The organism is Actinomadura luteofluorescens, from assembly GCF_013409365.1.
GTDB lineage: Bacteria > Actinomycetota > Actinomycetes > Streptosporangiales > Streptosporangiaceae > Spirillospora > Spirillospora luteofluorescens.
In genome coordinates this window covers 3,714,328-3,727,449 of the sequence record NZ_JACCBA010000001.1, presented here as the reverse complement: position 1 = coordinate 3,727,449, position 13,122 = coordinate 3,714,328, and the positions used below count along the sequence as shown (strand labels likewise).

The following is a 13,122-nucleotide window of genomic DNA, read 5'->3' as shown; positions in this document are numbered from 1 at the left end:
CTGCGCCCCCGAGGTCACTTCAGCCGGGCCTCGATGGCCTCGATGATCCGCGGGCGCATCTCGGCGGCGCGGACGACGGCGTCGACGGAGCCGACCTCGACCGCGCGCCGGATGTCGTGCACGCGGTCGAACTCCGCCGCCACCTCGCCGAGCTTCTCCGTGCGGACCGACGCGCGCAGCTCGTCCAGCTCCGCCGTCAGCGCCGCGCGGCCGGGCCCCGAGGACGCCGCGACGCGGCCCTCCAGGTCCCGCACCCGCGGGTCGGCGGCGGTCCGGGCGTTGACGTCGGCGGCGAACACCGCCGCGGCGGCCGGGGCTCCGCCGAGCACCGACGCGAACGAGCCCTCCAGCGCGAGCACCGTCATGTTCGGGTTCAGCGCCTTGGAGAACACCACGAACGCGCCGCCGTGGTACCGGGAGATCACGCAGAACACGATCGGGCCGCGGAAGTTGACGATCGCGCGGCCGATCTCGGCGCCGTACTCCAGCTGGAGCTGCCGCATCGACTCCGGCGAGCCGTCGAACCCCGACAGGTTCGCCAGCACCACCAGCGGCCGGTTGCCGCTGGCCGCGTTGATCGCCCGCGCCGCCTTCTTCGACGACTTCGGGAACAGCGTCCCGGCGGTGTAGGCGTCCGGGCCGTCGGTGGGCGGGAAGCCGCGCCGCGGCACCGACTGCGACTCGATGCCGAGCAGGCACACCGGCATGCCGCCGAGGTGGACGTCCTGCACCACCGCGGTCTCGGCGTCGGCCATGCCCGCCCAGCGCTCCAGCACCGGGTGGTCCTGGTCGGACAGCGCCCGCATCACGGTCCGGATGTCGAACGGCTTCTTGCGGTCCGGGTTCGCCGAGGCCGAGAAGATCTCGCCGACCGTGGTGAACTCACTGCCCTCCAGGACGTGCGGGAAGGCGGAGACGTCGCGGTCGAACGGGTCGGTCGTGCCCGCGCGGCGCGGCCCCGGCTCCCCGGGCGCGACGTAGGTGTGGTCGTAGTGCGACATCAGGACGTCCCGCGCGGCGATGAGGTTCGGCGCCCAGTACTGCGCCTGCCCGTTCGGGCCCATCACCCGGTCGTAGCCGCCGATGCCGAAGTTGTCCTCGGCCGAGACGCCGCCGGAGAAGTCGAGCGCCTGCTTGCCGGTGAGCACCATCGCCGAGTCCGGCGTCATGATCAGGACGCCCTTGGTGTGCATGAGCATCGTCGCCTCGGCGTTCCAGTACGGCTGGGCGCCGACGTTGATGCCCGCGACCACGACGTTGATCTCGCCGCCGTCCTGGGTGAACTCGACGATCCGCTTGAGCGCCGCGGCCACCCAGTCCATGTTCTCCGTGCCCGACTCCATGGAGATCCGGGCGCCCGAGGACAGCGCGTACCACTCCAGCGGCACCCGCATCCGCTCGGCCAGGTCCAGCGCGGCGATCACGCGGCGGCACTCGGCCTCCGACAGCGCGCCGAGCGACTTGGTCGGGTCGCCGAGCAGCACGACCCGGGTGACGCCCTGCGGGTGCCGCCGGGTCGGCTTGGTGACGACGCCCGCGACGATCGCCGCGGTGTTGCGCCCCTTCGGCCGGTCCACCGGGACCAGGACGTTCGCGTCGTCGAGGTCGTGCTCGACGAAGTCGCCGAGCAGGCCGGTCAGCTCGTAGGGGTACACGGTGTTGCGGCTGCTCGCCCGCAGCACCTTCTGCCGGTAGCCGTCGAGCGGCTCGACCGGCGCGTCCGACGGCTCGCCGACGGTCAGCCGGGTGCCGCCCGTGGCGTCGAAGGAGATCCGCACGGCGATCTTGACGGGCCGGCCCGTCCGCGGGTCGCGCTGCCGCGCGATCAGCAGGACCTCCTCCAGCCCGGCGCCCGCCGCCGTCGGCAGCATGCGGCCCGCGAGCCGCTGCAGCTCCGCGCGGGTGAGGTCGCTCGTCGGCCAGACGTAGATCACGATGCGGTTGGTGGGGAAGCGCTTGGTGGACGGCCGCCGCGCCTGCGCCCGGCGGATCGAGTCCAGGCAGGTGGCGAGGGTGTACTCGGCCGTCGGCAGCGAGCGCAGCCTCCCGTCGCCGTCGCGCAGCGCGGTGAGGTCGCGCACCTGCGCGAACGCGACGAGCCGGTCGTCGGACGGGTTGTCGCGCGCCACGCACTGGAAGAGGTAGACCTCCTCGTCCGAGGACGGCAGCCGGGTGAGGTCGAACTTGTGCAGCCGCTCCATCTGCATCCGCTGCGCGATGAACGGGTGCAGGCCGCGGATCAGCCGCTCCTCGGTCATGCCCCCTGTGGGGGGACGACCCCCCACACCCCCCGGATCGCTCCGCTCATCCGTCCCGCCGCCCTCGGCCGGGCGGAACGTGAAGTGGTGGTGCATCACCGCGCCGCTGCTGCCCGCGACGGTGGCGGTGAGCCTGCGGACCTGCGGCGGCAGCGGGTGCGCGTTGACGACCTCCTGCAGCGCGGCGGCCATCGCGTCGAAGTCCTCGGGCTGCCGCTCCCAGGAGAGGTAGACGTCGGCGTCGACGGCCTCGTCGCCGTCCGCCAGCTCGGCGAGCCCGCGCAGCGCGGCGCCGAGCCCGTCGAAGCTCACCGCGCAGGAGACCAGGCGCGAGCCCGCGTGGTCGGCGACCGTGAACGTGCGGCCCCCGGCCTCCCGGGTGCGGACGCCGGTGAGGTCCTTGTTGCCGTAGTACCGGCGGGTGAGCACCTCCAGCAGCACGTCGTTGCCGCGGTTGCCGCGGACGAGCCGCTGGCCGAGCAGCCGCACCAGCGGCTCGGTGCTGCGCACCATCTCGGCGATGAGCTCGTCGCGCTCCGGCGCGTCCGGATGCGCGTCCAGGTGCCGCAGGTTGCGGCGGACGCGGGCGTAGACGGCGGCGCGGTTGCGGCGCAGCAGCGGCTGCGCGAACCAGGCGAACACCACGCCGCACGCGAGGTCGTAGACCACGGGGAACCGGATCTGCGTGGCGGAGATGAGCCGCTCCAGCGCGAGGCCGGCGGACTCGCGCAGCGCCTCGTCCGGCGGCGGCTCGCCCAGCCACTCGCGCAGCAGCGTCGCGACGACCGAGGCGTCGGCGGACGCCCGCTGCTGGGCCAGGAAGATCCGGAACACCGCCGCCTCGAGCTCGGGGGAGCGCTCCAGGTCGGTGACGCCGTAGTGGCCGAGCGCCTTGGCGAGCTTGGCCTGGAACGCCTGGGGCAGCCCGGCCCGCTCGACGTCGAGGCTCTGCAGGTAGGTGTGGAAGTACTCGCGGGCGCTGTGCACGTGGCCGCCGTCGGTGCCGTCGCCGCCCGCCGGCCGGTTGCGGCTCAGCTCGGCGAGGTCGGCGAACACGTCGATCAGCCCGAGCTCCTCGGCCACCGGCCGGTGCCCGTCGGCGGCGGCGGTCCGGCGCGCGGCGAGGTAGTCGTCCAGGGCGCGGCGCTCGTCGTGCGGGTCGACGTCGAAGCCGAGCAGCAGGCTGCGCAGGTCCTCCTGGCCGCGCGCCGCGCGCTCGCGCGCCGGGACGGCCCCGGGCGCGGCGGGCAGGTCCAGCTCGACGGCCCCGGCCGCGGCGACGTCCGCGACCTCGGCCTCGTCGGCGAGCGGCTCCAGCCGCAGCAGCGGCGCACCCGTCTCCACCTGGCTGCCGACGGAGACGACGCACTCCTTCAGCCGCGCCCTGAACGGCGCCCGCAGCACCGTCTCCATCTTCATGCTCTCCAGGACCAGCACCGGCGCGCCCGCCTCGACCTCGGCGCCGACCTCCAGGGGAGTGGCGACGACCAGCGCGGGCGCGGGCGAGCGGACGACGCCGCCCTCGTCGCGGCTGACCCGGTGCGCCACCCCGTCCACCTCGACGAAGTGGACCGGCCCGTGGGTGCCGGTGAGCAGCCGGTAGCGGGAGCCGTTCACGGTGATCTGGCCGAGGTGCCGGTCGAAGCGTTCGAGCTCGACGTCGGCGGCGCGGACCTCGCCGCCCGCCTCGACGGCGACGCGGAACCGGTCCGCGCCGACCCGGGCCACCCGCACCCGGTAGCCGGCGCCGCGCAGCTTGAGGTCCAGCGGCCGGCCGCTCTCGTGCCGCGCCTGGGGGCGCCCGCCGGACGCCGTCGACAGCAGCCGCCGCCGCTCGGCGCCCTCCGCCTCCTCATAGGCCTCGATGGCGGCGGCCGCGAGCGCGACGGCGGAGTGCCGGTGGGTGACGAGCCCGCCCTCGGCGCGGACGCGGTCGATCCAGCCGGTGTCGGCGCTCGCGTCGATCACCTCGGGCCGGTCGAGCAGGTCGAGCACGAAGCTCTTGTTCGTCGCGCCGCCCTCGATGATCACCGTGGTCTGGGTCATCGCGCGGCGCAGCCGGCCGAGCGCCTCGTCGCGGTCGCGGCCGTAGGCGATGATCTTGGCGATCATCGAGTCGAAGTCGGCGGGGATCGTGTCGCCCTCGCTGACCCCGGTGTCCACCCGGATGCCCGGCCCGGCGGGCAGGTCCAGCCGGGCGATGCGGCCCGGCGAGGGGGCGAAGTCGCGGTCGGGGTCCTCGGCGTTCAGCCGCGCCTCGATCGCGTGCCCGCGCTCCGCCGGCGGCGCGCCGTCGAGCCGCCCGCCGGAGGCGACGTGCAGCTGCGCCTTGACCAGGTCGAACCCGGTGGTGGACTCGGTGATCGGGTGCTCGACCTGGAGGCGGGTGTTGACCTCCAGGAACGCGAACATGCGGTCGCCGGGGTGGTAGAGGAACTCCACGGTCGCCGCGCCGCGGTACCCGACCGCGACGGCGAGCCGCTCGGCCGACGCCTTCAGCTCGGCGGTCTGCTCGGCGCCGAGCACCGGCGACGCCGACTCCTCGATGACCTTCTGGTTGCGGCGCTGCACCGAGCAGTCGCGCACCCCGAGCGCCCACGCGCTCTCCCCGTCGGCGATCACCTGGACCTCGACGTGCCGGGCGCCGGTGACCAGGCGCTCCAGGAACACCACGCCGCTGCCGAACGCCCGCGCCGCCTCCTGGCTGGTGCGCTCGTAGGCGTCGGCCAGCTCGGCCTCGCTGGTGATCACGCGGATGCCGCGCCCGCCGCCGCCCGCGGTCGCCTTGAGCATCAGCGGGTAGCCGATCCGCGCCGCCGCCGCGATCGCCTCGTCCAGGGTCTCGACCGCGCCGCGGCTCCACGGCGCGACCGGCACGCCGACCTCCTCGGCGATCAGCTTCGCGCCGATCTTGTCGCCGAGCCGGCGCATGGCCTGCGCGCTCGGCCCGACGAAGGTCACCCCGATCCGGTCGCACAGCTCCGCGAACGCCGGGTCCTCCGCGACGAAGCCCCACCCGACCCACGCGGCGTCGGCGCCGGACTCCACCAGCGCGCGCTCCAGGACCCCCAGGTCCAGGTACGGCCGGGCGGACGCGGGCCCGAGGTCGTAGGCGAGGTCGGCCTCGCGGACGAAGGTGGCCGTCCGGTCGACATCGGTGTACAGGGCGACGGTCTCGATCCGCGTCCCGCTCTCCGCGGCGATGTCCCGTACGGCGTGGATGAGCCGCATCGCGGCCTCACCCCGGTTCACGATGGCGACACGACTGAACACCCGACCGAGCCCTCCTCTAGACGATGTGCGGCGCCGGGCCACGGCGCCACCCGGACACATTCACCTTTCCGCCCAGAGAGCGGCGGCGCCATGCCGCCGACAACGCACGCTGCGCCGCTGTAGTTGTAGGAAACCTGCAAAACCGGTCTCCCGCACCGCACGAGCGAGGGGATCAGGATACGGAAACCGGCTCCGGTTCCCGACGGGGTTCGTTCCTGGCCGGACGGCTGCCGAAGCCTGACAGGATCGCCTCCAGCAGCGGCAGCGCACGGCCCGCCCTCCGCGCGCGGATGACCAGGTCCCAGGCGGGCTCGAACTTCTTCCACCCCCCGGCGTAGGCGACGTGCCGGCTCTTGCCGCGCAGCGTCGGCTTGGTCGCGGCGCCGCGCAGGATCGAACCCCAGCGGTAGAAGTCGCGGTAGGCGCGCCAGTAGCCGTCCTCGAGCTGCTGGGCGGTCATCTTGGCGGGCTTGAAGACGACCGTGCGGGTGTCGTACCGGTCCCAGTCGGAGTGCAGGAGCCGGTCGGCCCGCTCCATGCGGCTGTAGAGGCGCGTGCCCGGATAGGGGGTCAGGATGTGGAAGGTGGCCGTCTCGATGCCCTGGCCGACCGCCCACTCGACGGTGCGGTCGAACACCGACGGGTCGTCCTCGTCCATCCCGAACACGAAGCTGCCGTTGACCATCACGCCGTTGTCGCGCAGCCGGCGCACCACCGCGCCGTAGTCGCGGTCGATGTTCTGCCACTTGCGCTGCTCGGTGAGGTTCCCGGCGTTGACCGTCTCGAAGCCGACGAACAGGCTCCGCAGCCCGGACTCGACGGCCTTCTCCAGGAGCCCGGGGTTCAGCACCGCCTTCACCGTCCCGGCCGCCTGCCAGAGCCGTCCCATCCCGCGCATCCCGTCGAACAGCGCCGACGCGAACCGGGCGTTGCCGAACAGGTGGTCGTCCAGGAAGTACAGGTGCCGCCCCGGCAGCCGGTCGATCTCGGCGAGCGCCGCGTCGACCGTCTGGGTGTAGAACGACTTGCCGCCCTCGAAGAACGCCTCCTTGTAGCAGAAGTCGCACACATGCGGGCAGCCGCGCGAGACCACGATCGAGTTCGGCACGAGGTAGCGCTCGCGGGCGATGAGGTCGCGGCGGATGGGCGGCAGCGCGGCGAGCGTCCGCTCGGAGGAGTCGTAGCGGGCCGCCGGGCGCCCGGCGCGCAGGTCGGCGAGGAAGCGGGGCCAGGTGTCCTCGCCGGGCCCGCAGAAGATCGTGTCGGCGTGCCGGGCCGCCTCGTCCGGGAGCGAGGTGACGTGCAGCCCGCCCAGGCAGACGTGGACGCCCCGGGCGCGGTAGAGGTCCGCCAGCTCGTAGGCCCGCCGGGCCGAGGTGATGTAGACCTGGATCACCACGAGGTCGGGGTCGTCGGAGGTGTCGACCTTCTGCACGTGCTCGTCGGTCACCGTCACCTCGTCGTCCGGGTCGAGGTACCCCGCGAGCGTGGCGAGCCCGAGCGGCGGGAACAGCGAGTACTTGATCGGACGGAAGAACGGCGAGGTCGCCTCGGTCAGGGCCGGGAGGATCATCTTCACGCGCATGTCTCATTGGACGCCGTCCCGTCGCGCCGGTGGCGTCCGTCGTGTGCGGATCGTGTGGAGATCCCGTGCGGGCGGAGCCCCGGAGCCAGGACGAGGGTGACGGCCACCGAGGCGACCGCCATGATCGCCATGGCGGCGGCGGGCGAGGTCACCTGGGCGACACCGCCCGCCAGCGCCGCGCCGACGCCCTGCATGGTCAGCATCCCGGACGAGTGCAGCCCCAGGGCGTGCCCGTGCATGGGGACGGGCGTCAGCGCCATGAGGCGCTCCTGAATCAGCAGCGTCGACCCGTAGCCGATGGAGGCCAGCAGCACGGCGGCCGCGCCGAGCGGGAGCGGCGGGCCGGCGGCGAACAGCAGGTAGGGGCCCGCCAGCAGGAGCAGCAGGGGCACGCTCAGGCGCCCGCGCAGGCGGCGGGGGACGAACCGGCCCGTGGCGGTGTCGCCGATCAGCATGCCGATGCCCGCGGCGGCGAGCAGCGGTCCCGCGTGCCGCGGCGAGTAGGAGACGAAGAGGGCCTCGCAGCCGACGATCAGGCCGTTCGGCACCCACATCGCGAGGTAGGCGTACCGGCGCGGCACCGAGGAGAGCAGCCGCACGGTGGTCCGCCAGGTCTCGCCGGGGCTCGGGCGCCCGGCGGCCCGGGGCGGGCGGCGGCTCAGGCCGGTGACGGCCACCAGGGCGGTGAGCAGGTAGAGCGCGGCTCCGGTGAGCAGGGCGCCCCGCGGCGAGAGCGCGACCACGAGGACGCCGCCGACGGCGAAGCCGCAGATCTGCGTCAGCCCCGCCGCCATGTTCAGGACGGAGCGCCCGAGGAGGAACCCCTCGTCCGGCAGGATCTCGCTCAGGAGGCCGTAGCAGACGCCGCTTCTCAGCGAGGCGACCAGTCCGAGGCCCGCGACGACGGCGAGGAGCGCCGCCGGCGGAAGGCCGGGAACCGACAGGACGGCGGTTCCCGCGCCGAACAGCAGGGCCATGCAGGCGAGCGCGGTCCTCGGCGGCAGGCGGTCCGCGGCCGACAGCAGCGTCAGCGCGCCCGCCATCTGGGCGAACGAGCCGCCGAACATGCTCAGCGCCGCCAGCAGCGGCGAGCGGGTCGCGTCGTACACCAGCGTGCCGAGCGCCAGCCCGCTCACCGTCTGCGCGGACTCCTGGACGGTGAACGACGCGAAGAGCGGCGTGTACTCCGGGGCGCGGAAGAGATCCCGATACGTGCGCATGGTCGACAGGCTCGGGGCCGCCGCCGGGCGACCGGTAGAGTTTCGCGAGGAGGCGAAACGTGAGCCTGTGGACGGTCAACGCGGACACGCTCGCGAGCGGCCGCTTCGTGGTCTCCGCCCTGGCGGAGACCACCGCCTGCGTGAAGCTCCTGGAGAAGGGCGCCGCCGCGCATCCGGGGGAGCGGGCCTGGCTCGACGCCCACCTGCCCGCCTACCACTTGATGCTGCGGCGCGACCCGGTCACCGCCGATCTGCTGGACGCCGCCCTCGGCGCCAGGACCCGCTGGAACGCCGACTTCCTGACGCCCCCGCACCCGGGCGCGGGCTCGCCGCCGTTCCAGGAGGAGCTGGAAGTCGTCCGCCGGACCCCGCCCGAGCGCGCGTACGCCGACCTGGAGGTCTCGTACGGCGGCCCGCTGCCCGCCGAGCTGCGCCGCCCCGACGCGCCCGAGCGGATCGCCGGCCTGTTGGAGTGGGTGTGGACGCACACCGTCGAGCCGGACTGGGAGCGCCGCCGCCGCGTCATCGAGGCCGACGCCGTCGCGCGCGCCGGGCAGCTGGGCCAGGGCGGATGGGCCGCGGCCCTGGACGACATGCGCCCCGGTATGCGCTGGCTCGGCGACGGCCGCCTCCAGATCGACGCCTCCGACTTCCCGTCGCGCGACATCTCCGGCGCCCGGCTGCTGTTCGTCCCGGTCACGCCCCGGACGGGCTGGGTGGCCTGGAAGGAACCGGACCCCGACCGGTACGCGATCGTCTACCCCTGCTCGGCCCCGCTGGCGGGCGCGGGCGAGGCCACGGTCCCGGAAGCACTCGAACGCCTCCTCGGCCCGGGGCGCGCCCGCGTTCTCATCCTGCTCGCGACGCCGCTGAGCACCACGCAGCTCGTGGCGCTGACCGGCCAGGGGCTCGGCTCGGTCGGCCGCCACCTCAGGGTTCTCCACGACGCCCGCCTGATCGACCGCCGCCGCGCCGGACGCTCCGTCCTCTACTACCGGACGGCCACCGGAGAAGCGCTCGTGGAGGGCACCCGCCGCCCGGACGCTCCCCGCGGTCGCTACTGGGGCACTCCCTGATCCTCGCCCTTGGCGGTCTCGGACGACTCGCCGGTGAGGTGGTGCAGGGTTCCGGTGATGTCCAGGAGCCGGTCGAGCTGCGCTCTCCGGCCGGTCAGCGCGAGCCGGACCCCGGCCGCGGACGTCCGGCGGTGCACCATCAGCAGCGCGGCCAGCCCGGCCGAGTCGCACATGCCCATCCCGCCGCAGGCGAGCTCCAGCTCGCGGACGTCGGGGTTGTCCTCCATCTGCGTCCGGACGGTGGCCACCAGCGTGTCGGCGGTGTAGAAGTCCAGATCACCCTCAATCTCGATCCGCAGCGCACGCGTCCCGGCCAGGGTCGCGACCACGCGCAGCGGAGTATCGGGAACAAAGGCGGTCATCAGAAGAATTCCTCCATGGGTGCCCCGGTCCTCAGGCCGGGGAGGAAACGTGCTCTAGTGGAGCAGGACGGGAAAGCCGGGGCGTTTCGGCGTGTGGCGACCTGGTCGTGGTCGGCCGGTGGTTCCCCTCCACCAAGCTGTGCGGAACCTGCGGAACCGTCCGCGAGGGGTTGCCGTTGGACGTCCGCGAGTGGACGTGCGGGTGCGGCGCCGTCCATGACCGTGACGTGAACGCCGCGCGCAACATCCTGGCCGCCGGGCTGGCGGTGACCGCCTGTGGAGACGGTGTGAGACCTCAACGGGATACCTCCCGGACGAGGCGGTCGTCGGCGAAGCAGGAAACCCAGCGGGCGACCGCTGGAACCTCTCGCCTGTAGGCGGAGGAGGAAGTCAAGCAGTCCTTCCTTCGGCGGGATCGCTCACCGGGCTCGGGGCGGTGTCGGCGGCGTCCGGCAGTGGCTGCCGGAGAGTGTCACAGGCGCGGGACAGCAGGTCCGCGGCCCGGGGATAGTCGACGAGCTGCTCGGCGAGCAGGTCCAGCCCGGGCAGGAGGCTCCGGGCGGGCACGCCGCGCGCGCCGAGGATGCCCGCCGTCCAGGTGATGAACCCGGTGAACAGGTCGGGGTCGTCCACGTAGAGGGCGGTGCCGAGGAAGTCGACGATGTGGGCGATGTCCTCGGCGGTGTGGCGGAGCTGCTGGTCGGTGTAGTCCGCCATCGCCGGGAAACGGGCGGGCAGCTCCTTCATCACGTGCCGCACGAGCCCGCGCGCGGTCCGGCTGATCTGCGTGTACTCCTGGTCGGCCAGGTGCGGCAGGTCGTCGACGACCTGGTGGACGGGCGGCGGCTTGCGCAGCGGCCCCTCCGCCAGCCGGTCGGCGGCGGAGCGGGCGTCGGGGGCCCAGCCGTCGGCGCCGAGCAGGGCGGCGTACCGGCCGTCCGTTCCGTACGCGGCGCCGCCCACCAGGACGGGGGTACCGGTCGCCTGGCAGGCGGTGATGGCGGCGTGCGCGGAGGGCAGCCGGGTGGCGATCGAGGACGACAGCGCCACCACGGCGGGGTTCGTCCGGTGCACGTGGGCGATCAGGTGCGGGGTCGGCACCTGGGCGCCGAGGTAGTCGACCTGCCAGCCGCGCAGCCGCAGCACCTCGGCCAGGATCCGCGCGGGCAGCGCGTGCCACTCCCCGTCGATGCACGCGACCGCCACCCGGCCGCGCGGCCGCTCGGCGTGGCGCGCGAGGGTCTTGCGGACGGCCGGATGGTGCGCCAGCGCCGCGATCGTCCGCTCGTTGATCGCGGTCGCGGTGTGCTCCTGCGCGACCGTGAGCCGGTTCGCCGCCCATTCGCGGCCCACCCGGGCCTGCAGCGGCGCGATGATCTCCAGCAGGACGGTCTCGGCGTCCGCCCCCCGGTCGAGCGCGGTCGTGACGGCGTCGGCGGCGGCGTACTCGTCGCCCGCGATGACGGCGTCCCAGAGTCCGTCCGTCGCCGCGTCGAGCCCGGGGGGAGGCCCGTAGTGACGTGCGGGTCCGGTCACGCGGTGAACCTCCCCGGTCCCTGCCCCCCTACGGCGCTCAGGTGGAAGCGCCGGGGAGCGGTGATGGCCACCACGGCCATGTCGTCGTGCTTGCCGGTGCCCACCCATTCGGAGGCGAGCATGTGCACCCGCTCGACGAGGGCCTCCGGGGGCATGCCCCCGCAGTGGGCGAGCTCGACGCTCAGCCGGTCGTCGCCGAACATCTCGTCGCCGAGCGGGCCGCCGACGGCCTCGGTGATGCCGTCGGTGTAGAGCAGGCACGTGTCGCCCGGCTCCAGCAGCACGGTCGCGGTCCTGGAACTGATCTTGTCCAGGACCCCGATCAGGGACCCACCCGTGTCGGGGGTCTCGACCTCGCCGCCGGCCCGCACGATCAGCGGGCGGGTGTGGCCCGCGCTCGTCAGGCGCAGCCGCACCTGGTTGCCCTCCCGCCGGACCGAGGCCAGCACTAGGGTCACGAAGCGGGTGGACTCGCTGCTCAGCAGCGTCCCGTTCAGCAGCTCCAGCACGCGCTTGTGGTCGTCGGCCAGGGGGAGCAGGGCCTGCAGCGTGTTGCGGATCTTGCCGGTGAGCACGGCGGCCTCCAGGCCCTTGCCGCACACGTCGCCGAGCACGACCAGCGACTCCTGCTCCGGGCCGGAGCCCGCGGCCGCCGGGTGCAGATCGTAGAAGTCGCCGCCGACCCGCTCTCCGGCGCCGGACGGCCGGTAGCGGGCCGCCAGCTCCACCTCGCCCAGCTCCCGGGTGCGCGGCGGCAGCAGCTCGCGCATCAGCGTCTCGGTGATGGACGCCTGCTCGGCGTACACGCGGGCGGCCGACATCGCCGCGCCGGCCCGCGCCGCGAACAGGCGGGCGATCATCTCCTCGCCCTCGGAGAAGGCGCGCTGCCCGCCGCGCCGGAGCAGCACCAGCGCACCCGCGGGCACGCCGTGCCCGGGAAGCGCGGTCACCACCATGGCGGCGAGGTCGCCCAGGTCCGCGCGGAGGATCCAGGGGGGTGCGGCCGTCGGGTCGAGCCAGCGGGAGGGCACCGGCGGGAACCCCTGCATGGCCTCCGCGAGCCCGGGGACCTCGGCGGGGTCCACGACGAGTTCCTGATGGTCGACCCGGCCGTCCGGGCCGCAGTAGGAGATGGGGAAGGCGCGTCCGGAACCGGGTGCGATCACCAGCGCGGCGTCGGCGAGGTAGCGCGCCGCGAGCTGGACGGTGACCTCCATGCAACGTTCCAGGTTCAGCGACGACAGCAGCTGGCTGGACGCTTCCGCCAGGAAGGCCGTGCGTTCCCGCTCGTCGGCGAGTTCCCGTTCCAGCCGCCGGTGCTCGGTGACGTCGAACAGCCACCAGACCGTCCCCGGCGGGGTTCCAGGACCGTCGGGGCCCTCGTCGGGGACGCCGTGGGCCTCGAAGGCGCGCTCGCCGATGGCGCCGTGCGCGACCGGCCGCGACGTACCGGGATGGGACAGGTCGGCGTCGGTCACGGTGGCGAGGGGGGCGCCGGTCAGCGCGTGGTGCGCGTCGGCCAGCCAGCCGGGCGCCGCGTCGTCCAGGGCGGTGCCCGGGATCATGCCGAGGAGCAGGCGCGCCGCGTCGTTGAGCCGCGTGACGGTACCGCCGGGATTCACGGCCAGCGCGGGATACGGACCGGGCCCCAGCGCCGGGTCGAGCAGGCGCCGAGTGCCGTCTATGCCTTGAGTCAGTTCCATCACGTCGCAGCCTGCGGCGGGACCACTTCCTTCCTGAGCTGAGCCGCCAAACAAGGATCTTGTCCTCGTCACCACCCTAACCGGAACAAGACAGTTGCCGAAAGGCAAA

Annotated in this window: 7 protein-coding genes and 1 pseudogene; 2 read left to right on the top strand and 6 right to left on the bottom strand. The window is 73.9% G+C overall.

All coding sequences use genetic code 11. The annotated features are described in order from the left end of the window. Window positions 1-14 precede the first annotated feature (14 nt). The 3 genes from BJY14_RS17150 to BJY14_RS17140 form a co-directional block, all read right to left on the bottom strand. The gene (locus tag BJY14_RS17150) at window positions 15-5,531 is read right to left on the bottom strand and encodes an ATP-binding protein (RefSeq protein ID WP_179844533.1); all 5,517 of its coding nucleotides are present in this window, start codon (window positions 5,529-5,531) and stop codon (window positions 15-17) included. 172 nt (window positions 5,532-5,703) lie between these two features. Beyond that, the gene (locus tag BJY14_RS17145) at window positions 5,704-7,104 is read right to left on the bottom strand and encodes a B12-binding domain-containing radical SAM protein (RefSeq protein ID WP_246396810.1); all 1,401 of its coding nucleotides are present in this window, start codon (window positions 7,102-7,104) and stop codon (window positions 5,704-5,706) included. A gap of 2 nt (window positions 7,105-7,106) precedes the next feature. Continuing rightward, window positions 7,107-8,336 carry an MFS transporter gene (locus BJY14_RS17140; RefSeq protein ID WP_179844531.1) on the bottom strand — a complete coding sequence of 410 codons (1,230 nt, stop codon included), beginning with the start codon at window positions 8,334-8,336 and terminating at the stop codon, window positions 7,107-7,109. 59 nt (window positions 8,337-8,395) lie between these two features. On the opposite strand from BJY14_RS17140, the gene BJY14_RS17135 reads away from it, so the two are divergent. After that, the gene (locus BJY14_RS17135; RefSeq protein ID WP_179844530.1) at window positions 8,396-9,412 is read left to right on the top strand and encodes an ArsR/SmtB family transcription factor; all 1,017 of its coding nucleotides are present in this window, start codon (window positions 8,396-8,398) and stop codon (window positions 9,410-9,412) included. Here BJY14_RS17135 and BJY14_RS17130 read toward each other — a convergent pair. Then, window positions 9,394-9,774, bottom strand: coding sequence for an STAS domain-containing protein (locus BJY14_RS17130; RefSeq protein WP_179844529.1), 381 nt, complete (start codon window positions 9,772-9,774; stop codon window positions 9,394-9,396). The genes BJY14_RS17135 and BJY14_RS17130 overlap by 19 nt on opposite strands. A gap of 98 nt (window positions 9,775-9,872) precedes the next feature. Between BJY14_RS17130 and BJY14_RS17125 the strand changes: the two are divergent. Continuing rightward, window positions 9,873-10,151: pseudogene (locus BJY14_RS17125) on the top strand (zinc ribbon domain-containing protein); the annotation flags it as partial. A 13-nt stretch (window positions 10,152-10,164) separates the two neighbouring features. On the opposite strand, the gene BJY14_RS17120 reads toward BJY14_RS17125, so the two are convergent. Then, the gene (locus BJY14_RS17120) at window positions 10,165-11,310 is read right to left on the bottom strand and encodes a cobalamin B12-binding domain-containing protein (RefSeq protein ID WP_312879269.1); all 1,146 of its coding nucleotides are present in this window, start codon (window positions 11,308-11,310) and stop codon (window positions 10,165-10,167) included. Next, on the bottom strand, window positions 11,307-13,013 hold the full coding sequence (locus BJY14_RS17115; RefSeq protein WP_179844527.1) for a PP2C family protein-serine/threonine phosphatase: 1,707 nt from the start codon (window positions 13,011-13,013) through the stop codon (window positions 11,307-11,309). The genes BJY14_RS17120 and BJY14_RS17115 overlap by 4 nt, the downstream gene beginning before the upstream one ends. Window positions 13,014-13,122: the final 109 nt, after the last annotated feature.

What these genes read in the sequence shown, in the direction of transcription:
- BJY14_RS17145 (WP_246396810.1), bottom strand. Translation starts at nt 7,104, where the DNA reads ATGATCCTCCCGGCCCTGACCGAGGCGACCTCGCCGTTCTTCCGTCCG.
- BJY14_RS17140 (WP_179844531.1), bottom strand. Translation starts at nt 8,336, where the DNA reads ATGCGCACGTATCGGGATCTCTTCCGCGCCCCGGAGTACACGCCGCTC.
- BJY14_RS17130 (WP_179844529.1), bottom strand. Translation starts at nt 9,774, where the DNA reads ATGACCGCCTTTGTTCCCGATACTCCGCTGCGCGTGGTCGCGACCCTG.
- BJY14_RS17115 (WP_179844527.1), bottom strand. Translation starts at nt 13,013, where the DNA reads ATGGAACTGACTCAAGGCATAGACGGCACTCGGCGCCTGCTCGACCCG.